This is a genomic window from Paenibacillus sp. FSL M7-0896 (assembly GCF_037975415.1).
Classification (GTDB): Bacteria; Bacillota; Bacilli; order Paenibacillales; family Paenibacillaceae; genus Paenibacillus_AQ; species Paenibacillus_AQ silagei.
In genome coordinates this window covers 1635505-1657533 of record NZ_CP150250.1, presented here as the reverse complement: position 1 = coordinate 1657533, position 22029 = coordinate 1635505, and the positions used below count along the sequence as shown (strand labels likewise).

General features: G+C 53.5%; 14 protein-coding genes and 1 other annotated feature. Of the genes, 5 read left to right on the top strand and 9 right to left on the bottom strand.

Annotated features, from left to right (window positions below; all coding sequences use genetic code 11):
- Positions 1 to 316 precede the first annotated feature (316 nt).
- Positions 317 to 1351: a phenylalanine--tRNA ligase subunit alpha gene (gene pheS, locus MKY12_RS06925; protein WP_339313254.1), complete on the bottom strand. Its 1035-nt coding sequence runs from the start codon at positions 1349 to 1351 to the stop codon at positions 317 to 319.
- Positions 1352 to 1410: 59 nt separating this feature from the next.
- Positions 1411 to 1687, bottom strand: a binding site (T-box leader).
- Between the two features lie 220 nt (positions 1688 to 1907).
- Between pheS and MKY12_RS06920 the strand changes: the two genes are divergently transcribed.
- The 5 genes from MKY12_RS06920 (at position 1908) to MKY12_RS06900 (ending at position 9878) form a co-directional block, all read left to right on the top strand.
- Positions 1908 to 4454 (top strand): hypothetical protein, encoded by a 2547-nt coding sequence (locus MKY12_RS06920; RefSeq protein WP_339313253.1) that lies wholly within the window; start codon positions 1908 to 1910, stop codon positions 4452 to 4454.
- The gene (locus MKY12_RS06915) at positions 4451 to 5878 is read left to right on the top strand and encodes an efflux RND transporter periplasmic adaptor subunit (protein WP_339313252.1); all 1428 of its coding nucleotides are present in this window, start codon (positions 4451 to 4453) and stop codon (positions 5876 to 5878) included. Before MKY12_RS06920 ends, MKY12_RS06915 begins: the two co-directional genes overlap by 4 nt.
- Positions 5875 to 6576 (top strand): ABC transporter ATP-binding protein, encoded by a 702-nt coding sequence (locus MKY12_RS06910; protein WP_339313251.1) that lies wholly within the window; start codon positions 5875 to 5877, stop codon positions 6574 to 6576. The genes MKY12_RS06915 and MKY12_RS06910 overlap by 4 nt, the downstream gene beginning before the upstream one ends.
- Positions 6573 to 7745, top strand: coding sequence for an ABC transporter permease (locus tag MKY12_RS06905; protein ID WP_339313250.1), 1173 nt, complete (start codon positions 6573 to 6575; stop codon positions 7743 to 7745). Before MKY12_RS06910 ends, MKY12_RS06905 begins: the two co-directional genes overlap by 4 nt.
- Positions 7746 to 8273: 528 nt before the next feature.
- Positions 8274 to 9878, top strand: coding sequence for a sensor domain-containing diguanylate cyclase (locus MKY12_RS06900; RefSeq protein WP_339313249.1), 1605 nt, complete (start codon positions 8274 to 8276; stop codon positions 9876 to 9878).
- A 108-nt stretch (positions 9879 to 9986) separates the two neighbouring features.
- Here MKY12_RS06900 and pulA read toward each other — a convergent pair whose 3' ends face one another.
- From pulA to MKY12_RS06860, 8 genes are all read right to left on the bottom strand, one after another.
- Complete coding sequence (gene pulA, locus MKY12_RS06895; protein WP_339313248.1) at positions 9987 to 12386, bottom strand: type I pullulanase; 2400 nt, start codon at positions 12384 to 12386, stop codon at positions 9987 to 9989.
- Between the two features lie 267 nt (positions 12387 to 12653).
- On the bottom strand, positions 12654 to 13898 hold the full coding sequence (locus MKY12_RS06890; protein WP_339313247.1) for an MFS transporter: 1245 nt from the start codon (positions 13896 to 13898) through the stop codon (positions 12654 to 12656).
- A 158-nt stretch (positions 13899 to 14056) separates the two neighbouring features.
- Entirely contained in the window at positions 14057 to 15769 is a 1713-nt protein-coding gene (gene ptsP / locus MKY12_RS06885) for a phosphoenolpyruvate--protein phosphotransferase (RefSeq protein WP_339313246.1), read from the bottom strand.
- Positions 15762 to 16037, bottom strand: a complete 276-nt coding sequence (locus MKY12_RS06880; protein WP_036696683.1) for an HPr family phosphocarrier protein — start codon at positions 16035 to 16037, stop codon at positions 15762 to 15764. Before MKY12_RS06880 ends, ptsP begins: the two co-directional genes overlap by 8 nt.
- A 100-nt stretch (positions 16038 to 16137) precedes the next feature.
- Positions 16138 to 18195 (bottom strand): glucose-specific PTS transporter subunit IIBC, encoded by a 2058-nt coding sequence (gene ptsG / locus MKY12_RS06875; RefSeq protein WP_339313245.1) that lies wholly within the window; start codon positions 18193 to 18195, stop codon positions 16138 to 16140.
- Positions 18196 to 18447: 252 nt separating this feature from the next.
- Positions 18448 to 19311: a PRD domain-containing protein gene (locus MKY12_RS06870; protein ID WP_036722556.1), complete on the bottom strand. Its 864-nt coding sequence runs from the start codon at positions 19309 to 19311 to the stop codon at positions 18448 to 18450.
- A 145-nt stretch (positions 19312 to 19456) separates the two neighbouring features.
- On the bottom strand, positions 19457 to 21076 hold the full coding sequence (locus MKY12_RS06865) for a hypothetical protein (protein WP_339313244.1): 1620 nt from the start codon (positions 21074 to 21076) through the stop codon (positions 19457 to 19459).
- Complete coding sequence (locus tag MKY12_RS06860; protein ID WP_339313243.1) at positions 21069 to 21776, bottom strand: ABC transporter ATP-binding protein; 708 nt, start codon at positions 21774 to 21776, stop codon at positions 21069 to 21071. The genes MKY12_RS06865 and MKY12_RS06860 overlap by 8 nt, the downstream gene beginning before the upstream one ends.
- Positions 21777 to 22029: the final 253 nt, after the last annotated feature.

Genomic DNA, 22029 nt, shown 5'->3' with positions numbered 1-22029 from the left:
TGTATTGATCTCCATGCCGGTTGTGCTGGGGAGCGGAAGCGGATATAAACAAGCCCACGTCAACTTCGCGCAAGAAAATTCTGCATTGCAGTGTTCCTACAGAGAATATTTGGACTTCCGGCCGCTGTTGTGTTTGGATTTCCTGATTAGAACCGCTTCTCGCGGTAAAAATCCAAACACAAAGGCGGACGCTACCGCTCCTACAGTTCCAAAATTCCCCTCCGGTCCTTCAATCGCAGTCATTTAATTAGCACTGCCGTCATCCCTCCGGCTTAACAATATCCGTCCAACGCCCCCACACACAACCGCCAAATCCCTAAATACCCTTGAACTGCTTCACAAAGCCCATATCATTCGTGTAGAAGTAGCGGATGTCATCGATGCCGTATTTCAGCATCGCGATCCGTTCCGCACCCATGCCGAACGCGAAGCCGCTGTAAACTTCCGGATCGTATCCGCCCATCCGCAGCACATTCGGGTGCACCATACCGGCGCCGAGAATCTCCAGCCAGCCGCTCTGCTTACAGAGACGGCAGCCGCTGCCGCCGCATTTGAAGCAGTTCACATCCACCTCAACGCTAGGCTCGGTGAACGGGAAGAAGCTGGGGCGCAGACGGATACCCGCGCTAGGTCCGAACATCTCCTTGGTGAACTGCTGCAGAGTACCCTTCAGGTCGCTCATGCGGATATTGCGGCCGATGACCAGGCCTTCAATCTGATGGAACTGGAAGGAGTGGGTCGCATCGTCATCGTCGCGGCGGAAGACTTTGCCGGGACAGATGATTTTGACCGGAGACTCCCCGTTCGCCGCTTGCATGGTACGCACCTGTACCGGCGAGGTCTGGGTACGCATCAGAATATCATCCGTGATATAGAAGGAATCCTGCATGTCCCGGGCCGGATGGTTCTTCGGCAGGTTCAGCGCCTCGAAGTTGTAATAGTCCGTCTCCACCTCCGGCCCTTCAGCGATCCGGAAGCCCATGCCGATGAAGATATCCTCGATCTCCTGGAGCACCCGGCTCAGCGGATGAATCCCGCCCTGCGGCAGGCCGCGGCCCGGCAGGGTTACATCGACCTTCTCCGCATTCAGGCGGCTCTCTGTCTCCTGCTGCTGGAACAGCTCCTGCTTGGCGCTGATCACCTCTTCAATGGCGCTGCGCACCAGATTGGCCACCTGGCCGATCACCGGACGCTCTTCCGCGCTTAATCCGCCCATACCGCGCAGAACCTCTGTCAGCTCGCCTTTTTTGCCAAGGTATTTGACGCGCAGCTCATTCAGAATCTGCGGATCGTTTACCGCCTGCAGCTTCGTCAGCGCCTCAGCCTTCAGTGCTTCCAATTTGTCTTTCATGGCTTGTACTGCCCCCTCAAATCTCGTATTGTTCAACAAAAAAAGGCCTTTCCTCCCGGTAAAGGGACGAAAAGACCGTGGTACCACCCTTGTTAGACGGCCGTACGCTTCCCTTAAGAGCACTATTCCCTCTTTCGGTGCGGCAAAGACCTGTCTCACTTTATACAGAAATAACGGTCTGCGGCCGGTCCCCCCTACTAGCGCTCTTCAAGCACATTCAGGGAACTGCTCCGGAGTGAACTTCGGCAGCTCTGCTCTCTTAGAAACGCTCTCAATCTGCGGCGCTTCCTCCCTGTAAGCCAGGCACTGCGTACTCTTCTCCATCATTGCATGTATGCGGATTATAACCTCTGCACTTCGATCCTCCACTTGGGAAGATATGCCCATCTATTATATGCAAAAACAGCCAGTTTGACAAGCCGCACAAATTCCGCTTATTTTTTATCTTTTTTTAAGCTCCTTTTAAGCTTCAGCGCGGTTTGACTGCTCTTTTTTCAGCGGACATTCAGTCAATGTTGATATTTTCCCTTAAGAGATCACACAAGGAGGAAATTACATGCTTACACGAAAAAAAGCATTTGTTCTGCTGCTGCTCAGCACATTTGCCGCAAGTCAAACCGCTGGAAGCCCGGGAACCGCGGCCTATGCCGCTTCATCCGGTTCAACGGCTGCCACAGCAGCAAGCGCGGTCACGGAAGTCTCCACACTTAACGGTCTAAGTGCGCTCAAGCTCGGTACCGCGCTTCAGGTGAAGCTGAGCCATGTAGGGATTCAGAGCCAAACCGGCGGTAATATTCTCACCTACACGCTTACCTATACCAACACTGCCGGCAGCAGCGTCAATCTGGCGGACTATTTCTCCAAAATTGTAACTGCGGGCGGCAGCATCATTAAGGGAATTCCGGTCAGCGCAGACAGTGCGGTCAAGAAAATCCCTGCTAAACAAAGCACCAGTCTTACATACTATGCGAATATTGGAACCGCCGCCTCAGTCAAAGGACTCAAAATCAACATCTACGGCTGGAATTTCAGCGCCGCTAATTATGAACAGCGTATAGGCACGTTCACGATTCCTTCCAATTATTCTCTGTCCTCGCTTACAGGGGAGACCCGAAAGGTTGAACTCGGCGGCATTACTGCCGGCACCAAAGCCGAATCCGTGCAAATCTACAAATATAACGGCAAAGTCTATGCCAAGGTCGGGCTTAGCCTAACCAATCTGGGTACCAAAGTGCTTACAGATCCGGGCTATACCTTGTACCTGAAATCCTCGGGCGGCTCTGTCTTCACGCTTACGCTGGATGACAGCAGCTCCGAATTCAAGCTTCAGCCTCAGGAGAAGAAGACGCTCTATTATATGACCGAGATCCCCTCCTACATGAATCTCAGCAAGATGACGCTGCAGATTGCCAAGCTGGATGAAGGACTCAAGCTGTACCTGCCTGTCTCTTCCTACGCACTTCCGGCTGCGGTAACTGCAGATTTCACTGTAGCGGCGGGCTATACCAAAAAGGTCTCCATCGACAGCAATCTGGTGGACTTGCAGCTGCTGAAGGCAAGTGTGCATGCGGATAACGGGAATGGTGTCTGGAGCTATCAGCTCCGGGTGAAGAATACCGGCAGCACAGCCGTTACTTTGCCTGCTTATGAGCTTAACGTCAAGTCGGCGGAAGGCTATAGCTTCCCGGTGACGGCCACTGCCTTGAGCAGCCTGACCCTGAAGCCGCTGGAAGAAAAGCTGATTGAGCTGAGCGCCAGTGTTCCGCTGGAGCTGGCTCAGAATTCGCTGGAGCTGCGAATGATCGCTCCTGCAGCCAGCGCGGATAAAGTAACGCTGCCTGTGGCCTATTTCCGCATCCCTTATACGCCTGAGAGACAGATTCATCTCGCCTCTGAGACCAGTGTAACCAATACCTATGGCACCTTCGCTGTCTCTCTGGACTCGCTGCTGCGTCTGCCTTGGGGCAGCGAGGATCTGGTACAGGCTGTACTAACGATACGCAATGCAACGTCCAAATCCATTACCTTACCTGCTCTTACCGGCGTACTCCTGGCGGATCAGAAGGATCTCAGTTCCTCTTCGCAGACTTATACGGACAACAGCTCTTCGGTGCTTGCCCCGGGTGCCAGCACTCAGATCACGGTTCAAGGCCATATTCCATATACCCTGGAGGTCAGACAAATCAAGCTCATCCTCCAGGAGACCAAGGGTACAGAGGTGTCGCAGTTCCTCTCGCTCAGCACAAGCGACAGCACCGTTAAGAGTGTAGCTCCGGTGGCTGCAGGGGAAGCCTTCAAGATCACCGCCACCGGCAAAAAAGCCACCGTGAAGGAGCGCTCCACCCTCCTGTATACAGGAACCGGCTCGAACCTGGTGTACAGCGAAGTGGAAATGAACAGCGAAGAAGTCCGGCAGGCAGATCTGGCCCGTCTGTACGCACAGTTCAGGACTGCTGACGGGCAATATTTTGAAGCGACTGTCAACCAGTCCGAGCTGTCGACCAGCCCTGAAGGCAAAACACTGGTTACCTTCTGGGCGAAAGTCCCGGCCACCCTGGACACCGCAGGTCTTGAGCTGTATATCAGCCAGTCGATTGCGGATGGCAAGCTGACTGCCGCAGGAACGGCTGCGACGGGATACGTCAATACGGCAGCGCTGACACTGACACCGGCAGAGGTTACGCCTCTGACCAATCTGGCTTCCGTTCCACTTTTCCCTTATACACTGGCAGTTACCAGCTCTACAGGGGAACTCACGAAGGGCGCAAGCAGCATTGCTGTGACGTTCAATTACAATCTCAATCAGGATACTACCTACCAGACAGGTGCTTACCAGCATAAGCTCATCCTTCAGGTTATCGATCCTTATGGACAGTCTCACGAGAAAGCACTGACGCTGGGAACCGACTTGACACTGGGAACCAACAACTCTTATTCAACGACTCTATCCAGCGTCCTGTTCAAAAACCTCAGCTCCGGCACCTATGCCCTTAAATTCTACGATGAATTCCAGGGAGTACGGACAGAGCTCGCCAGCCAGGCCTATTCCCTTGAGGTTACCGCCAAAGCAACCACCTCTTCCCCCGAAGGAGCTGCACAATGAATAAGAAGAAGATCATCATTATCGCTTCAGCGATAGTCCTCGTTGCTATTGCAGGGATTACGGGCTATAAGCTCTGGCCGGATCAGAACCGGCAGATCAATGCCGCTCCGCTGAATACGGCAGTTGCCAGTAAGGGGGATATCCTGGTGGGTGTCTCGGGTTCAGGTGCAGTATCGGCGATCAACAGCGAGAGCATCCGTACCAAAGAAGCCGGGAAGGTCGATACGGTCATGGTTAAGAAAGGCGATGTTGTTAAAAAAGGTGCTGTGCTGATCACATTTGTTGCGGGCGATCTGGACGATAAGCTGAAGGAAGCCACCAAGTCACTGGAGAATCTCAAGACGGAGCTGGAGAATAAACAGGAGAGCTACAAGACGCTGGCTATGAATAACGCGACAGAGGAAGAGCTGGAATCGGCAAAAAAAGCCATTGATAAAGCCAATAGCGATATCGTGGACGGACAGGAATCCATCGCTGCCATCCATGAAGATATGGCTCCGCCTGATCCGCTGACCGCTCCGATCGATGGAACGATCACTGCCGTGAATATTACGGACGGTGAGCAGGCCCAGAATGGTACAGAGCTGTTCACCATGACCGACTACGTGAATCTAAGCGTAACCGTGCAGGTAGACGAGCTGGACATCCCCAAAATCAAGCTGAATCAAGCCTCTACCATTACACTGGATGCCCTTGAGGACAAATCTTTTACCGGTAAAGTTATAGATATCGCCAAAGAAGGGACCTCCTCTAATGGCGTCTCCCTGTTCAACGTCACTGTAGGATTAAATAACTCGGAGGGTGTGCTTATCGGCATGTCTGCGGAGGTGGCGGTTACGATCGAAGAGAAAAAGGATATTCTGACCGTTCCCATCGAAGCTGTAACGAAGATAAACGGGAAATCCTTCGTCAATGTGCCGGGAACCGGGGATGAGCAAGCTAACACAACAGACAGAGATGCTGCTGACTCCAAGCCCCCTGCTGGCGCTGCAGCGGACGGTGAACCCTCCGGTAGTGAAGCGGGTACCCGAGGCACAGGCGCCCGCGGCGGCAGAGAATTCCAGGGCGGTGAACTTCCGTCTGGAGAGTTCCCTGCTGGCGCGGAGTTCCCCGGCAGAGCAGCCGGAAGCAAAGGTGCAGCCGGTTTCGCCTCAGGCATGAAACGGATAGCTGTAGAGGTTGGTATCCACAATGAGAGCAGCATCGAAATCGTCAGCGGCTTAAGTGAAGGGGATGAAGTAATCCTCCCGACCGTGATCTCCTCAGGCAATGCCACCTCCCCGCAGCAAGGCGGTATGGGTGGTATGGGCGGCTTCAGCGGCGGAGGAATGACCGGCGGGAGCGGTGGCTTTCCCGGCGGGGGCGGCGGCTTCGGCGGAGGTGGCAGCGGCGGAGGCTTCGGCGGAGGCGGTGGCGGACGATGACCGCACCAGAGCCGCTGATCCGGGTTGAGAAGATGCAGCACAGCTACACGATGGCCGGAGAATCGATGACGGTTCTGAAGAGCCTGAGCTTCAGCATTAATCACGGTGAATTCGTTGCGATCATCGGTCCGTCAGGGTCAGGTAAGTCCACCCTGATGAACATGCTGGGCTGCCTCGATGTCGCCAATGAAGGCGATTATTTCCTGGACGGCCAGGAGATCCGCAAGCTGTCTGACAACAGGCTGGCCCAGATCCGCAACGAAAAGATTGGCTTTATATTTCAAAACTTTAATCTATTGCCGAAGTTATCAGCGGTAGAGAATGTGGAGCTGCCCTTGATCTATCGTGGAATGTCCCATAGGGAGCGCAGAGAGATTGCCCGCAGTGCCCTGGTCCGGGTAGGCCTGGAGAGCAGAATGAATCATCGTCCCTCCGAGCTGTCCGGAGGCCAGCAGCAGCGTGTGGCTATTGCCCGCGCCCTTGCCGGAACCCCACCGATTCTGCTTGCCGATGAGCCAACCGGAGCGCTGGACTCCAAGACAGGCAAGGAGGTTCTGGAGATGATTAAGGAGCTTAACGTACAGGGGCATACCATTATTCTGATCACGCATGACCTGGAGATTGCCGAGCAGGCCAAACGGGTGATCCGGATTCAGGATGGGGATCTTGTAGAGGATCGGAAGGTGGTGCCCTCATGATGCTGTACCAGAGTATGAAAATGGCCTTCAAAAGTATCCTCAGCAGTAAAATAAGAGCCTTTCTTACCATGCTGGGCATTATTATCGGGGTATCCTCCGTCATTGCACTTGTCGCTGTGGGTCAGGGCACCACCTCACAGATTACAGAGTCCCTAAGCTCCCTGGGCACCAACCAGCTGACCGTCAACATTATGGGCCGCGGAGCCACCACATCGCTAACCTACGAGGAGGCCCTGGCTCTGGGTGAGATTGAAGGGGTGGACAATGTATCCCCGGTAATCTCCGGGAACGTTACCGCCAAGCACGGTACCGAGAACGTTTCCGTATCCGTTGAAGGCATTACACCTGCTTACGAAGAGGTCCAGGATTTCCATGTGCAATCCGGAAGATTTCTGCTTGAGATGGATACAGAATACCGGCAAAAGGTTGCGTTAATCGGATCAGATACGGCAGAGGATCTGTTCGGTACAAATAATCCTGTAGGCCAAAAGGTACAGATCAACGGAAGCAGCTTCAAGATCGTCGGGCTGCTGGAGAGTAAAGGCTCCACCAGCGTGGGTTCAAGCGATGAGAAGCTGCTGATCCCCATCTCTACAGCCGAACGGTTCCTGCAGAGCAGGGGAATCCGCTCCATTACGATCACAACCACTTCCAATGACAATGTGGATGCTGTCAAAACCAGGCTGGAGGCCAGCCTTGATGCCAAATTCAATGCCGCCGAGAACGCCTACTCTGTCTTTGATTCCCGGGAGATGCTGGAAACGGTAAATGAAACCAGCGCCACTCTGTCCATGGCACTTGGCGGTATCGCCGGTATCTCCCTATTTGTAGGCGGGATAGGGATTATGAACATTATGATTGTCTCGGTCAATGAGCGAACCAGAGAGATTGGCATCCGCAAGGCCATCGGGGCCAAGAAAAAGAACATTATGATGCAGTTCATGATCGAGTCCGTAGTCTTAAGCGGAACCGGAGGCCTAATCGGAGTCGCACTGGGACTTGGCGCCAGCTGGGCTGTCGGTAACTATACCACCTTGAATGTGGCGCCTTCCTGGAATATGGTCCTGATCTCCTTTTCATTCTCCTTGATCATCGGTGTCGTATTCGGAATGATTCCTGCAAGCAAGGCTGCAAGAATGCGCCCGATCTATGCGCTGCGCAACGAGTAGCGCCATCCTAGACGCTGCGTTATCATCAGCTTTTCAATCCGCCAGTCTCAGATCCCTGGGCTGGCGGATTTTCCTGTTTTATTTTTAATGCACAATTGATACCAAAGGGGTATCGTTTGCAGCAAAAGTGGGTAATAGGACTCAAAGGTCAGAATACCTTGTACATAGTAGTAGGGTATACATAATAGTTCTTTGTATCGGCTGTAACGGATATGTCTCCACTGTTTCCCCTCCGGCTCCAGGGTGTGCTTCACGGCCTGTCATCCGCAGCGGAAGCTGACGGGGCTTATTATTTTTTCAGCAATTGCTCTGCTTAAGGGATGTCCTATATACTGGTGAAAAGAAACCGCGATCTAACCGGAAGTTATTCTTTCTATTGCCTCCTTCTTCCCCTGCTTTCTAGGACTCGCTAACGTATACTCTCTTACATGCCTGCAAGAAGCCATATTCCGCATAAGGATAAGTTTCGCATGCACCAAAGCTACACCCATGAGATTTGCAAAAGTTCTGTGCGGGGAGAGGATGACAGTGGCAGTTTTTTCGGAAAACAAAAGTACACGCAGACTGATTATATTATTCACATCCATCACCGTTCTTCTGGTTGGGATCAGTGTGGCCTCCCTGCTGATTCTGAATCATACGATGAACAAATTATCCGATTCCCTGTACAGTGACGTCTACCAGAATTCCGAGCTCATTCTGAACGCCGACCGCGATCTCTATCAGGCAGCCCTTGCGCTTCAGACCACAGTCGGCGGGGCGCTGACCAGCGCGCAGCGCAGTACGCTGTCGCAGGAATTCGAGGACAATAATGCCCAGGCGCTGCAGCGGGTCAATACCGCCCGCTACAATCTGGATGCTGTGAAGAGCCCGTTCAATGGAATGAAGCAGAGCGAGCTGCTGCTGGACGAGCTGAGGAACGAGTTGGATCACTTCGGAACCACGCTTACCGTGTGGAGGGATAACGGCCGGGAGCTGATCTCGCAGCGGGTTCAGAAGAGCTGGAATCCCGCCTCTTATTCTGCTCTCACCATACATACGGAGCTGAATGAAGTACGGGAAAGCTTGAATCAGGCAGAGGACAAGATCGACACCTATGCAAGCCAAGTGATGACAGAGTTCAATAATCTCAAAAGCTCCCTGTTCGCCGTCTACTCTGTATTTCTGTTCCTGCTTGTTATGGTCATCATCTATCTCAGCCGCAGACTGATCTCCCTGCAGAACGAAATGCAAGACGAGCAATCGCTCTACCAGCTGATCGGTGAGACGATGTCCGACTTCATTGTGCTGACAGATCCGAACGGTCTGATCCTGTATGCCTCGCCTTCCCATGCAACTGCACTGGGCTATGTGCCCAGCAAAGGGGCACCGCTCTCCAACTATATCCGTGAAGCCGAAATCTCCTGGGCCAAGCTCAAGAGTGTGGTGCAGTCTTCACCGAGAATATCCGAGCTGCGCATGCGTTCGGCCGAAGGGCACTGGGTGTGGCTGGAGACCAAGGTTACCCCGATTGCGGGCAGCCGCAATTTCCCGGCACAGTTCATGCTGGTCTCGCGTGAGATTACCCAGCGCAAGCAATATGAGGAGCGCCTGCACAAGCTGGCCTTCTATGATCATCTGACCGCGATTCCCAACCGTGCCCATTTCAAAATGTACATGGAGAACCTGATCAACCAGCCCGAGGAGCGCCGGCAGGAGATCGCCGTGGCGCTGCTGGACTGCGACCGCTTCAAGCAGCTGAACGATACGCTCGGCCATCTGGCCGGAGATGAATTCCTGCAGCTGCTCTCCCGGGAGCTGCAGCAGACCGTGAAGGGCTCCGGCCAGGCGTTCCGGATCGGCGGAGATGAATTCGCGGTGGTGCTGCACCGGTTCACCAGCCCGCAAATGCTGGACGAGCTGCTGAACCGTCTGCTCCAGCTGTTCAACAAATCCTGGTCTATCAACCAGGGCTCCAGCTTCCACACCTCTGCCAGCATTGGCGTGGCCCTGTACCCGCAGCACGGCAGCAGCATCAACGAGCTGCTCCGTGCCGCCGATCTGGCGATGTACCGCTCCAAGAACCATGGCGGCAATGAGGCTAATCTGTACAGCGAGCATGTGGATAAGAAGTACAGCGATCAGCGGAACTAGCACCAGCGGAAGCTCATTCCTATACTAAGGCTTCTTTAATAACTCTTAGCCAAAAAGAGCTGATTGGTTCCATCCCTGGGGGAGGAACTAATCAGCTCTTCTTATGTTCTAGCTGGTCTGCGGCAGCGGATCAGCCAGCTCTGTCCTATGCTCCGGACTACGCTCCCGAACCGTCACCTTGATAACCTGCTCCCCGCTGCCCGAGCAGTCGATGAAGCGGTCAGCGGTGCCGTCTTTCTCCTCCCAATCGTTCAGCCGGAGGATGTAGCCTATCGTGGAGGTCCCCGGCAGCACTTCAATCCGTGCTACGGCATGACCTTCCTCCATGTGCTGGAAGTCCCGTTGCCCATCCTGAATGCCTGTACCCCACACCCAGAGATTCCAGCCCCGGTAATCGCCGTCCGGGCGGTCATAATGAACTTCCACAATCTTCGATCTCGGCTCAGGCTCTCCGTATTTATCATAGAGCACCATCATCGACAGTCCGGCAACCTCAACACTGCCGTTCTCCGTTTGCCGGAAGGCCTCCGGTCCGGCATGGGTATGATCGACTACGATGTTCCAGCAGCCGGAGGTCTCCGGGAGGCACTGGGTGACCGGCTCCACATTGGCATTATAGATCACCACGATATTATTCCATGGATCTCCGCCGGCGTGATCCTTCAGTCTGTAGGCAACGATTCCGCTGTCACAGCGCAGGAACTCCAGACTGCGTTCAATCTCCTGGCGTCCGTGCAGGCGGAAGGCCGGATGTGTCCGGCGCAGCTCAATCAGACCTTTGTAATACTGAAATACTGCAATGAATTTGCTTTTGTTCTCCCAGCGGATCGCATTGATACAGTCCGGGCTGCGGTAGCTGTTATGATCTCCGTATTTGCTGCGCAGCAGCTCATCCCCTGCATGAAGGAACGGAATTCCCTGCGAGGTCAGAATGATTCCATTAGCCAGCAACGAACGGCGTACTGTCTCATTATCCAGCACATTCTCGGGATCTACTCCCACATACGGATTCGCCTGCTCTAGTGCGGCCTTGAGATCTCCGCCGCCCCGCAGCTTGCCGCCCTCAAGCTCCGGCAGTCCGGCTTCCCCGCGAAGTCCCCGGGAAGCCAGAATTTTGTCCCACAGGTTGAGATTATCATGTGCGGTTACATAGTTCACAGTCTCTGTAGGCGCATCGGTGAATTCATGAATCGCCCCGCTCACTCCGGACGCGATCGCACCTTCCTTGCCGTATTCCCCGGTCACGAAGCCTTTGCCCCAGCCGTCGCTGTCTCCCTTGATGGCTGCGCGGAAGTTGTCGTTGAAGACGGCGTAGCCTTTGCCGCGCTGCACGCCCTTCAGCGTCTTGGAGGCAAGCGGCGAGTCGCCGCCAGTCCACGGTTCACCATAGATCAGCAGCCCCGGATTAATCTCCAGCCGCAGCTCCTCGGTAATCTCGCGCATGGTCACGCTGTCCATCAGCCCCATCAGATCGAAGCGGAACCCGTCAATATGGTACTCCTTAGCCCAGTAGATTAGGGAATCCTTAATATACTTGCGGACCATCGGCCGTTCTGTAGCCAGCTCATTGCCGACGCCCGAGCCGTTAGAGAGCCGGCCGCTCTGATCATGACGGTAGTAATAGTCCGGCACCAGCGGCTGGAAGGGGCCCTTCTGGAAGCCGTAGGTATGATTGTAGACCACATCCATAATCACCGAGATGCCGCTGCTGTGCAGCGCCTGGACCAGCTCCTTGAATTCCCGGATACGGGCTAGCGGGTTAGCCGGGTCTGTGCTGTAGGAGCCTTCCGGCACATTATAGTGCTGGGGGTCGTAGCCCCAGTTATAGTCTGTGAAGATGGAGGATGCCGGTTCTTCCCCTGGCTTGCCCAGCTCATCCACCGTCTGATAATCGAATACTGGCAGCAAATGAACATGCGTGATGCCCAGCTCAGCCAGATGATCAATGCCCAGCAGATGACCCGCCTCATCCCGCAGGCCGGTCTCGGTGAAGGCCTTGAATTTCCCCTTATACGTCAGACCGGAGCTAGGGTCTGACGAGAAATCGCGGACATGCAGCTCATAGATTACTGCATCTGCCGGATGCGGCAGCACCGGAGAGGCATCGCTCTCCCAGCCGTCCGGGTCTGTCTCGGACAAATCCACAATGGCTGTGCGTGTTCCATTGGCCGATACAGCCGTAGCGTAAGGATCGGCCGCTTCATTAATCGACCCGTCCGCAAATACGGCGCGGTACATATAATATTTCCCCTTGAGGTTACCGGAAACCTGGATCGTCCATACTCCGCCCTCAGCGCGCTCCATACTAAGAATTTTGCCGCTGTCCTTGTAATCTGCGGTCTGCGGGGTCAGCCCGTTTCCGCCTGTTGCATATAATACGAGCGACACTGTGAAGGCTGTTGGCGCCCAGACTTTGAATACACAGTATTCCGCTGTGTAGGTCAAGCCGAGGTCATTGCCTTGATAGGTATCGATTTCTTGTTCTGCTTGTATATAATTGCTGCTCATTGCTATTCACCATCCCTACGCTCATCCGTAATACTCCCGGAGAACTATCATTCTATTACTATCAAGCTATGTCCACATTCTCCTTAACTAATACTTTGTACTTGCACAGCTCTGCAAGCGGATGACGCCGGAATTACTACATAGGGTTCATTATATAATATGTAACACTATGTTCACAGGTCTGGGTTAAGGGTTGAATTGTGTCACCGGATATATCCTATATCGGCATGGATCGCCGGGGAATTAAGCTAATGAAGTTCCAAAACATCATGACCGCTTCCGCAGCACCTTGCCATATAACGCAATCACAGGTAGCAGCAGGAAGCCCGCCGACAGCAGCGAAGCTCTGATAGAGATCCGGCTTCCGATATATCCTACAACCGGACCGCCTGCACTCTGGCCCAGGGCATCGGACTGGCTGATCATCGACAAGAGTGTAGCCCGGTTCCGGGATGGCAGCTTCGTGTTCAGCCAGGTGGTATAGATCGGGTCGCTGACCGAAGCGACCACCCCCAGGAGCAGTACCGCCCCGATAGCCCAGTAGAAATTAGGCGCAAGTGCCACCATTATAATGCAGCCGGCACGGACGGAGGTCAGGAGGAACAAGGCGGCCGCTACTTGACGTTCCTTTTGCAAATCAATGATTGTCCCGGCCATATAGACAGCCAGCACACCCAGTAGAGTCGTCGCCGCACTGATCAGCCCGAAGCCGGCCGCCATCGAGACTCCAATCTCCGGGAACCCGACTTCGTTCATAAGAAAGACTGGCCATAGGCGATCATATCCTTCAGACGCAGCACCGCTGAATAAAGTTACAACCGTCAGCAGCAGGAGCAGCGGATGATGCCTCAGGATAGAGATGCCGCCGACCCAGGTCTTGCCCAGCTCACGGATAGCGGAGGAACGCGGCGCACGCTCCCGGCGTATGAACCCCGTCTCCTTCATGTGCCGGATCAATATGAACCCCAGGACGAAATAGATGACTCCACCCGCCAGAAAAGGGAGATTAGACGCAACCTGGGATAACCCTACGCTGACCGCAATGCCTAGCAGAGAGGCGCTTAAAGAGAAGATTTTGGAGCGCATAAAGATTCTTCCAGCCTGCTCCTCCTCAAGCTCATCCATGATCCATGCGGTATCCGCTCCGCTCAGGAAGGTCCAGCCGATCCCGTACAGCATCTGGGAGATCAGCAGCCAGCCGAAGGCAGGCAACAGGGAAGCCGGATGCATGATCCAGACAATACTCCCTTCGAGGACAAAGGCACTCCCCAGAACGAACACGGCAATAATGACGGACAGTCTGCGGCTATAGGTATCAGCGACCACTCCGGTGATTCCCTCGAACACAAGCACCGTTATCTCCAGCACCGTTCCAATCAGCACAAGCTGAAGCGGGTTCAGCTTAAGGTCAACTACATAATAAATACTGTAGGTTGTGAATATCGTACTGGCGGCAAGCGACAACATAAACACATGGATCAAATAAATCTGTGAAGCACTGAATCTCTGCACAATGGTTCCACCCTCCGAAAGTAATGGACACATTATATAAAATAACGCCCGGGTGGGCGGTTCCAGATTTGCTGAAATTCAAATAACCGCAAAAAAAAGCCCCCTGTAAAGGGGGCCGGAAAGTAGTTGGAGTTATAAACCAATGCTTGAGTAAAGAATTAATTCACGCGGGACTGCACCAGTGCGGCTACTTCCTCGGCCGTGCCGAGCTGCAGGGCCTGGGCAGCCATTTCCTTCATGTCGGCCGCAGACAGCTTCGAGATCTGGCTGCGTGCTGGCAGGATGGAGGTAGCGCTCATGCTGAATTCATCGAGGCCAAGACCGAGCAGCAGAGGAATAGCTGTGGCATCCCCCGCCATTTCTCCGCACATCCCGGTCCACTTGCCTTCGGCGTGTGCAGCATCAATGACGATTTTGACCAGTCGCAGAATTGCCGGGTTGTACGGCTGATACAGGTAGGCTACCTGTTCATTCATACGGTCCGCAGCCATTGTATATTGGATAAGATCGTTGGTTCCGATACTGAAGAAATCCACTTCCTTGGCGAACTGATCCGCCAGTACAGCCGTCGAAGGAATCTCAACCATGATGCCCAGCTGGATGCTGTCGGACACTTCTTTGCCTTCTTCACGCAGCTTGGCCTTCTCTTCCAGCAGCAGATCACGGGCTGCACGGAATTCACCAAGGGTAGCGATCATCGGGAACATAATGCGCAGGTCGCCGTGGGCACTTGCTCTGAGCAAGGCACGCAGCTGGGTGCGGAAGATATCCTGACGGTCCAGACAGAGACGGATCGCACGGTAGCCGAGGAACGGGTTCATTTCCTTCGGCAGCTCCAGATAAGGCAGCTCCTTGTCTCCGCCGATATCCAGCGTACGCACTACAACCGGCTTGCCTTGCATATTCTCAAGCACGGTCTTGTAGGCATTATACTGGATCTCTTCGGAAGGCAGCTTGTCGCGGCCCATATAGAGGAACTCGGTGCGGTACAGACCTACACCTTCGCCGCCGTTCTCAATAACGCCAGTCACATCATTCGGAGTCCCGATGTTGGCTGCCAGCTCTACATGCTTGCCGTCGGCAGATACCGTTGGCTCGTCGCGGAGCTTTTTCCATTCAGCAATCTGATGATTGTAAGCTTCCTGCTTCGCTGTATACTCGGCTACCTCAGCTTCGGAAGGGTTAATCAGCACATCGCCGCTCAGACCATCCACGATAACCAGATCACCTGCTTTGACCAGGGACATCACGTTCTTCGTGCCCACAACCGCCGGAATCTCCAAGGAACGGGCCATAATGGCCGAATGGGAAGTCCGTCCGCCGATATTGGTGGTGAAGCCTTTGACGAAATTGCGGTTAAGCTGTGCTGTATCCGATGGGGTCAGATCCAGGGCAATAACGATAACCTCTTCACTGATCTCAGCCGGGCTCACATAGTGAATGCCAAGCAGGTGGTTCAGCACACGTTTGGTTACGTCACGCATATCTGCTGCACGTTCCTGCAGGTAAGCGCTCTTCATGTTCTGGAACATTTCCACGAATTGATTAGCTACTTCATTCAGTGCGTAGTCCGCATTTACCGATTCCTCACGGATTTTGTCCATTACAGGGGTAATGAGCTCAGGATCATCAAGGATCAGCAGATGTGATTCGAAAATCTCCGCCTTCTTCTCGCCAAGCTCAGCCAGGGTACGCTCTTTGATGGTCTGAAGTTCGCCTCTGGATTTGTCCAGGGCGTCATTCAGCTTCGCAAGCTCAGCGTCCACATCCGTGACCGCTGTTTTGGTAATGGTATAGTCCGGGTGTTCCAGGATAAAGGCACGGGCTACTGCAATACCTGCGGAAGCCGCGATTCCTGAAATTTTATTCATGAACTTCTCCCAGCCCTTCTTTAACCATAACCTCCTGCAACGCGTTCAGTGCTTCTGCTTCTTCACTGCCTTCAGTAATAAGAGTCAGGGTATCTCCTGCTTCAAGGCCCAGGGAGAGAACGCCCAGGATGGATTTAAGGGTAACTTTTTTGCCTTTAGCTTCTGCAAAAGCTTCAGTGCCTTTGAATTTTGTAGCTGTATTTACCAGCGCTGTTGCCGGGCGTGCGTGAATTCCGTCTTCGTCAATAATTCTGAAAGTTGTTTGCATAATATAATCCAACTCGCTTTCTGTTAATTTGGGATGGTGAATTATAGTGAAGGCTTGCGCTCCCCTTCATTATAATGGAAGCGCTTCGCCATTGCACATTTTACTGAATGGTGATGATATCCTTGTCGCCGATGACGACTCTGCCCGGCTTATTCAAGGTAACGGAGGAGCCTTCCGGCAGGTTGGAGAAGATGACCGGAGAGATGACAGAAGGTGCATTCGCCTTCACATACTCCATGTCCACTTCCATAATCGGCTGTCCGGCAGCTACCAGATCGCCTTCCTCCACCAGAACCGTGAAGCCCTGGCCCTTAAGCTTAACGGTGTTGACCCCGATATGCACAAGGACTTCCTTGCCGCCGTCTGACATGATGCCAATGGCGTGCTTACTAGGGAACACGTTGAATACCTTGCCGTATACCGGCGAAGCAATCTTGCCGTCTTCGGACAAGAAGGCGAAGCCGTCACCGGTCATTTTCTGCGAGAAGACCGCATCAGGAACCTCTGTAATATCCATCAGCTCGCCGTTTACCGGGGATACGATATCCTCAGGGATAATAGCGTCGCCCTGCTCGCCGGCCTGTTGTTCAAGCTCCGGCTTCGGAGCAGCAGGGGCTGCAGCCGGTGTTCTGCCGTTCATCACATCCTGAATCTGTGACTTGATCGTGTCCGAACGTGTGCCGAAGATCGCTTGTACGTTGTTACCCACTTCAAGAACACCAGACGCACCCAGCTTCTTCAGCCGGTTCTTGTCTACGCCCGCTTTGTCCTTCACTTCGACCCGCAGGCGCGTAATGCAGGCATCCAGATGGGTGATGTTCTCTTTGCCGCCCAGGGCGGACAGAATGTTGCGCGGCAGATCGTCGCCTGCCTTGGACACACTCTCCAAGCTTACCTCATCCTCCTCCTCGGAGGCATCCTCACGGCCGGGAGTCTTCAGGTTGAACTTACGGATGACGAACCGGAACCCAAAGTAATAGATCACGGCCAGTACCAGACCTACCGGGATAACCAGCCACCAGGCGGTACGGTTCGGAATGACGCCGAACAGCACATAGTCGATGAACCCGCCGGAGAAGGTCATGCCGATTTTGACATTCAAGAGGTGCATGGTCATGAAGGACAAGCCTGCGAATACAGCATGGACGGCGAACAGCAGCGGAGCCACGAACAGGAAGGAGAATTCCAGCGGCTCGGTGATCCCCGTCAGGAACGAGGTTAGCGCAGCGGAAACCATCAAGCTTCCGACAATCCGTCTGTTCTCAGGCTTCGACTCATGGTAGATCGCAAGAGCCGCTGCCGGAAGACCGAACATCATGAACGGATATTTACCGGTTGTAAATGTACCCGCTGTGAACTCCACACCGTCACGAAGCTGCTGCATGAAGATCCGCTGGTCACCTCGGACCAGATCGCCTGCCTTGTCAATATAGCTTCCGAATTCATACCAGAACGGTGAATAGAAGATATGGTGCAGGCCGAACGGAATCAGGGAGCGCTCGATGACCCCGAAGATAAAGGCCGACAGCGTCAGGTTGGTATTAATCATACTCTGTGACACATAGTTCAGACCGTGCTGGATCGGCGGCCACACAATCGTGAGCGCAAGACCGAGCATCAGGGAGGTCACTGCCGTCATAATCGGTACGAAACGTTTACCCGCGAAGAAGCCCAGATACGACGGCAATTCTATACGGAAGAACCTTTTGTACATGGATGCGGCCAATATCCCGACCAGGATACCACCGAAGACTCCGGTTTGCAAGGTGGGAATCCCCAGCACACTGGAATACGAGAAATCCTTCCAGGTCAGCACGTAAGCATTGACACCGACTACCGTACCCATGGTTACGTTCATCACCAGGAAGCCGATAATCGCTGCCAGCCCGGCCACGCCTTCACCTCCGGCCAGCCCGATAGCTACGCCGACTGCAAAGAGCAGGGACAGGTTATCGAATACGATTTGCCCGGAGTTCATTAGTACCGTGGCAATGGCCTGTACGATATTATTCTCCAGTGCAGGCACGTATTGCAGGAAGTCCGGATTCACCAGCATGTTCCCGATTCCAAGCAGCAGGCCCGCTGCAGGCAGAATGGCAACAGGAAGCATTAGCGCTTTACCGACTCTCTGCAGAACGCCAAATAATTTTTTAAACATTCAAGGTCACTTCCTAATCCTTAATTTCTGTCAACAGAAGCCAAAAAAGGCATGAGCAATACAGCACATGGATTGCCACACTAACGCTAACGTTAGCGTACCCCAAGTTGGGGCAGGACAACCATAATACTGTAAATTACTCATGCCTGATCGTATCAGTTACACGTTGGTATTCTGCTTCTGTTTCATAACAGGGATCATTGTAGCACCATTGATTTGAAGTTGCAAGCCCCAAAATCGCCTAAAGCCGTTCTACTCCTCCAGCTCCGGCTCATCTTCCTTCTTCTGGGCAATACGCTGCAGATGAATCGTCAGATAGCTGACCTCGGCCGGATATACCGGAATGCGCACCCGCTGCTCAATCACCTTCGTCAGCTTCCAGGCAAGCATGTACATCTCGGGATACTCCCGCTTCATTAGTCCATCCAGGGACGAGGTCTCGCGCACAGTCTCTCCCCGGCGCAGACGCTCCAGAACGAACCGCAAATGGGTCACCAGTCTTGAATAGTCCAGAGAATCCCGCGGAATGCGGTATTCCAGGCTATCCTCGACCAGTCCCACCATGTCCCCGATGAGCTCGGAATGTTGCTTCACCTCAGAGATATGGCGGTTGCTGAGCGCACTGACAATATGCAGAGCCACGAACCCGATTTCATCCGGCGGCAGCGTCACCTTCATTGCCTCATTGATCCGCTCCACCGCATATTCCGCCAGACTGTATTCCTCCGGATAAATCTCCCGGGTCTCGTATAGAAAGGGATTATGAATAGCCATATGCTGCTCGCTTCTGCGGATCGCAAAGGAAATATGGTCGGTAAGGGCAATATGGATATGCTCATTCAGCGTCTGGCGGCTGCTCTGCATAATATGCAGCACAATCTCCTGGACCACCTCAATCAGCTTCTCATCTACCTGCGGCACCAGCTGCTTGTATTGCTCCTGCTCCTCCTGGCTGCGCAGAATGAACATCTTCTCTACGGAGGACAGATTGATCCTGTCCCGCGTTTTACGATTGAAGCCGATCCCCTTGCCAATCACCACAACCTCGGCATATTGGGGATGCTCGGCAATGATAACGTTATTATTAAGCACCTTGCCCACGGTAATGCTGCTCACTTGCGACACCTCTTTTACTTCTGAATCCTGATCTATTCCAGCAGCACGATACATGTTTCAACGTGTGATTCGTTACCTTAAGCTCCTATCATAACATCAAGAATCCCAAATTAGAAGGGTGCCGCAAACCGCCCGCGGGCTCCGTTCATTTCACCCGAAACGTCCGGCCTGAGAACCTGTATACCATGATAAGCGCAGCCAGCATATACACCACAGCAGAAAGCACTACGATCACGGCAAACATTCCAGGCTCACTCTTGAACTGCATCGCGATGAATCCGACCCCCAGCACCACACTGTTCACAATCGTAAAGAACGGATTCTTCACATTCAGCTCCGTGCTGTAGGGCTGGAAGATGTAGTACATGAACAGATGATGCACCGAGAAGAACAGGGACAGCGCCACAATCGTCACGCAAAAGAGTACGGCATCCCCCGCGCCCCAACTCTCCGCTGACAGCACCAATAGCAGGTTCACCGCCAGGCAGATCGCGGCAGCCGGGATCAGATTAAGCACGCTGATACGCAGCAGCCGGATACGGAAGTTGCTTAGAATCGCCGATTGTTCACGGTAGAATCCGTAGCGCAGCAGGCTGAGATCACAGTTATAGAACATCGCCTTGCAGAGGCGTTCGCCAATGGACGTGTAGTTCATAATGATCAGGAAGGTCGGCAACGCGGTAATCAGATAATGAGTCAGTTTGGTAAAAGCGGATTGCGACAACAGCATCGTCAGCAAAGCCGCGGCAAAGAGCGATCCAATAATAACCAGCCGCCGTTGAATCGGACTGGTGATCAGCCGCCGGTGACGTGAGAAAAAGATTGCATTCAGGTAAGCGTACCCGCTTTTCCCCTCGAACTTCTCTTGATTCTGTTGTTCCGCCGAGTAGTGCTGATCTTGGGTGGCCACATCCTTCACCCGTGCTTCTTTCATCATCCGTCCCATGTCGAGCAGCGGATCATCGATTTTGGTGACGGCATCGACGGCATTCGTATAGTCCTTATAACGGGCGATATAGACCGCACTTAAGGTTCCCAGCACCAGCACGCCAAGCACCACAGGCAGATTGAACAGCATTCCGCTCTCTACTACCGCATATCCGGGGAGCAGCGGAAGATAGGCCAGCAGATAGCCAGCGCCGATGGCGGTCCAGATCCAGCTTGTTTTTTTGACAATAACCATGCCGTAGCGGTCAAACACCCACAGATGCAGCGCCTCGCACGCCGTCCGCCAGAACGTCAGCAGCAGCGTAAGAACCGCCCCATGCCACAGCGGAGCACCGAGAAGACTCCCGAAGACCAGCATAGCCGGAATAAAAGTAACCAGGAAGCTGATCCCGCGCAAGGTCAGTGTGGTCCGCATATACCGCTCTGCCGGCAGCCTCATCAGCTTCACGAATATGTATTTATCCCGCTTCGGCTCCAGAATAACCGCGCTGGAAACCCCGGCCGTAAGGAAGCTTATACACAGCAGCATCTGCAAATAGAGCTGGTACTGAACAGAAAGGGATAAGCTGATATCATTACCGATGAACTTCACCGGCAGATAGATCATGATCCCAAGATAAGCGAACTTCGTCACAAAGGCCATAAGTACCTTGAGGATATGCACGATAACAGATAAGGTCCGCTTCAGCGTGGTTTCCGAGTAGACCGAGGCCGGGATCAGCTTACCCAGCACCGGGAGCTTACGGATATAGAACATCAGCCGGTTAGCGCCGGACATCCCCCGCACTTCCAGAATCGCCTTCAACGTCCTAATCATGATCCTCATCCTTCAGCAGGGCAATAATCTGCTCTTCAAATTCCGGACTGTGCAGGGTCTCCGCCGGAATCTCCCGCAGTGTACCCTTATTCAGAATAACCAGCTCATCGCAGAGATCGGCGGCCAGCTGCAGAATATGAGTGGAGAAAATAATGATATGATCCTGCTTCATCTCCCGCAACAGCTTCTTGATCTCCAGTGCCACTACCACATCGAACGAGGTTAACGGCTCATCCAGCAGGATCAGCGGCGGACGGGAGATGATAAAGCACAGCATCTGAATTTTGTTCTTCATCCCGTGGGAATAGCCTTTGATCAGACGGTGCCTGTCCGCCTCCTCGAAACGGATGATATCGAAATATTCCTCGATGGTCCGGTCCGCTTGTATCTTCCCCTTATTGATGTCCATGTAGAACTTCACAAACTCATAACCGGTCAGGAAGTCAGGCAGAATCGGCAAGGAGAAGACGTAGCCGATCTCCTCCTCAAGCAGCGGAAGACTCACCTCATCTCTCCGCAGAAAAGCCCCGCCGCTATCCATTTGGATCTCCCCGCTCAGGCAGTTGAACAACGAGGTCTTCCCCGCGCCGTTACGGCCGAGCAAGCCGTATATCTTGCCTTGCTCAAAGGTAAAGTCAATCCCCTTCAACACCTCTCTGCCGTCAAAGCTCTTGCGTATATTATCCAGTATAAGCTCCATGCCTGCCTCCGTTTCAGCGCGAATGATAAAGAATCTCTGCTTATATAAGACGCACTTAAGTTTTGAACTTGAAGCTTCATCGTCACTGCGGTGAACATTTGGACTTCCGGCCGCTGTTGTCACCAGATTTCTTGATTTATTCCGCCTTCGCGGGTGAAATCCGGTGACAAAGGCGGTCGCTACCGCTCCTACAGTTCCAAATTTCCCCTCCGCTTCTTTTGCTTTTTGTTTATTTCTATAGTGCCTTTTATAT

Bases quoted from the DNA above. Each gene is read 5' to 3' on its own strand.
- pheS (WP_339313254.1), bottom strand. From the start codon at position 1,351: ATGAAAGACAAATTGGAAGCACTGAAGGCTGAGGCGCTGACGAAGCTG.
- MKY12_RS06920 (WP_339313253.1), top strand. From the start codon at position 1,908: ATGCTTACACGAAAAAAAGCATTTGTTCTGCTGCTGCTCAGCACATTT.
- MKY12_RS06915 (WP_339313252.1), top strand. From the start codon at position 4,451: ATGAATAAGAAGAAGATCATCATTATCGCTTCAGCGATAGTCCTCGTT.
- MKY12_RS06910 (WP_339313251.1), top strand. From the start codon at position 5,875: ATGACCGCACCAGAGCCGCTGATCCGGGTTGAGAAGATGCAGCACAGC.
- MKY12_RS06905 (WP_339313250.1), top strand. From the start codon at position 6,573: ATGATGCTGTACCAGAGTATGAAAATGGCCTTCAAAAGTATCCTCAGC.
- pulA (WP_339313248.1), bottom strand. From the start codon at position 12,386: ATGAGCAGCAATTATATACAAGCAGAACAAGAAATCGATACCTATCAA.
- ptsP (WP_339313246.1), bottom strand. From the start codon at position 15,769: ATGAATAAAATTTCAGGAATCGCGGCTTCCGCAGGTATTGCAGTAGCC.
- MKY12_RS06880 (WP_036696683.1), bottom strand. From the start codon at position 16,037: ATGCAAACAACTTTCAGAATTATTGACGAAGACGGAATTCACGCACGC.
- ptsG (WP_339313245.1), bottom strand. From the start codon at position 18,195: ATGTTTAAAAAATTATTTGGCGTTCTGCAGAGAGTCGGTAAAGCGCTA.
- MKY12_RS06865 (WP_339313244.1), bottom strand. From the start codon at position 21,076: ATGATTAGGACGTTGAAGGCGATTCTGGAAGTGCGGGGGATGTCCGGC.
- MKY12_RS06860 (WP_339313243.1), bottom strand. From the start codon at position 21,776: ATGGAGCTTATACTGGATAATATACGCAAGAGCTTTGACGGCAGAGAG.